The following is a 2,244-nucleotide window of genomic DNA, read 5'->3' as shown; positions in this document are numbered from 1 at the left end:
TATCTGTACAAGAAAATTAGAACATAAAACCAGAAATTATAAGTATTTGTTTATATTAGACTTTAATGTCTAATGTACAGCTAGAGTAGTAATTAGATCATAGTAGGCCAAATACTACTAGAGCTGTACAGCCTTGAGTCTCAGATAGAAAAAATGAATTTTAGGCAAAAAAATACCGGCACTGAATGCCGGCATTTGATTTCAAAAGATCTAACTTACTTGTGGTATGGCTTAGATAGCTCGTGTACCGCTTCCACAAATACGCCCGCGTTTTCTGGCGGCACATCCAAATGGATACCGTGACCTAGGTTGAACACATGACCAGTACCTGCATCACCAAAACCTTCTAGAATACCCGCGACTTCTTCACAGATACGCTCTGGTGAAGCGTAAAGCATTGATGGGTCCATGTTACCTTGCAGAGCTACTTTATCACCGATACGTGCTTTCGCGTCTGCAATGTTGATTGTCCAGTCTAGACCAACCGCATCACAGCCTGTTGCTGCGATTTGCTCAAGCCACATGCCGCCATTCTTAGTAAACAGTGTGACTGGCACGCGACGACCGTCGTTTTCACGAATCAGACCATCTACAATCTTGTGCATGTATTGCAGTGAGAACAGATTGTAATCACGAGGCGTTAGTACGCCACCCCATGTGTCAAATACCATTACCGATTGCGCACCCGCTTTAATTTGCGCGTTTAAGTACTCGATAACGCTGTCTGCCAGCTTATCTAGAAGTAGGTGCAGAGTTTGTGGTTCCGCGTACATCATCTTCTTGATCTTGGTAAACGCTTTAGAGCTACCACCTTCGATCATGTACGTCGCAAGAGTCCAAGGGCTACCAGAAAAACCAATCAGCGGCACTTCACCCTTCAGGTCTTTACGGATCTGGCGTACTGCGTTCATTACGTATTGCAGTTCACCTTCAGGATCTGGCAAACCAATTTTTTCCACGTCGGCTTTGCATGTAATTGGGTTATCAAAAACAGGTCCTTCACCCGCAGCAAAACGCAAACCAAGCCCCATTGCATCTGGAATCGTTAAGATGTCCGAGAATAAGATCGCGGCATCAAGAGGAAAACGGCGTAATGGTTGAAGTGTCACTTCGGATGCTAATTCTGCATTTCGACACAAAGACATGAAATCACCCGCTTCTGCACGAGTCGCTTTGTATTCTGGTAGGTAACGACCTGCCTGGCGCATCATCCATACTGGCGTGTAATCTACCGGCTCTTTTAAAAGCGCACGCAGATAACGATCATTTTTTAATTCAGTCATTCCGTAATTCCAACTGTTAGGCTTTCTGTGAAAGGGGGTATTCTATCACTGATTTAAGTCCAATAGCTGTGTGCTTTGCAACCTGGATCAAGTTATTAACTTTTAAATCAATGCTTAATTTGCACCCAATCGGTATCAGTGTTAAAAATTTGTTCGCTAGCGAAAACTACAATTATAAACTGAGTACTTAGTACTCAGCATCTCATAACGACATCTTACTTACCCCCTCCCTCTCGGAGGGTTTTTTTTATCTATTTATCAGATAATTAGAGTCTATATCTTTCAGCGTTTGTTCGATAAGTGCTCTTGCAATCGTTCCTTTAGGCGCAACAGGCGGCATCTCATCGATACCAAACCATTGTGCATCAGACAGCTCAGTGTAGTCTGGACTTAACTCTCCGGATTCATAATCAGCTAAAAACCCCATCATCATACTGGATGGGAAAGCCCAAGGCTGGCTGCCAAAGTAGCGAATATTTTTAACGAGAATTCCCGTTTCTTCATGAATTTCTCGAGCCACGCACTCTTCTAATGTCTCACCGACTTCTAGAAAACCCGCAATAACCGTATACATACCATTTCGATGCCTTGGATGTTGGGCTAATAAGATCTGATTTTCTTTACGTACAGCAACGATAATACACGGAAATATTCTAGGATAATGAAGGGTGCGACATTCACCACACTGCATGGCTAACTGGTTATTATTAAGAAAGTTTCTTCCTCCGCACTGTGGACAAAAGCGCAAACTTTGCGTCATGTGCCCATATTGCACAGCTTTACTTAACAACATAAATAATGGCTCAGGAAAATGCAGGCAGTCACGCAGGGATACTAAAGGTAGATCATGCTCTAAATCGGCCAAGTTAAGCCACATGACGGGCGAACCAGAATACTCACCAATGGGTCTTGCACTCGTTACTGGCAGTGATAACTGCTCTGCAGACCCGAAGGGCACAGC

2 protein-coding genes are annotated in these 2,244 nt (G+C 43.6%); both read right to left on the bottom strand.

The window, feature by feature from the left end; genetic code table 11:
• Window positions 1–215 precede the first annotated feature (215 nt).
• Window positions 216–1,283 carry a uroporphyrinogen decarboxylase gene (gene hemE, locus CAG68_RS06220; RefSeq protein ID WP_054730260.1) on the bottom strand — a complete coding sequence of 356 codons (1,068 nt, stop codon included), beginning with the start codon at window positions 1,281–1,283 and terminating at the stop codon, window positions 216–218.
• 247 nt (window positions 1,284–1,530) lie between these two features.
• The coding region (gene nudC, locus CAG68_RS06215; RefSeq protein ID WP_161440924.1) for an NAD(+) diphosphatase at window positions 1,531–2,244 on the bottom strand (714 nt) is incomplete at its 5' end.

It is taken from the genome of Vibrio sp. V42_P2S4T144 (assembly GCF_009904715.1).
GTDB classification, from domain to species: Bacteria; Pseudomonadota; Gammaproteobacteria; order Enterobacterales; family Vibrionaceae; genus Vibrio; species Vibrio alginolyticus.
This window is presented reverse-complemented; position numbering and strand designations above follow the sequence as displayed.

Coding starts and splice junctions, on each gene's coding strand:
- hemE (WP_054730260.1), bottom strand. CDS start 1,283: ATGACTGAATTAAAAAATGATCGTTATCTGCGTGCGCTTTTAAAAGAG.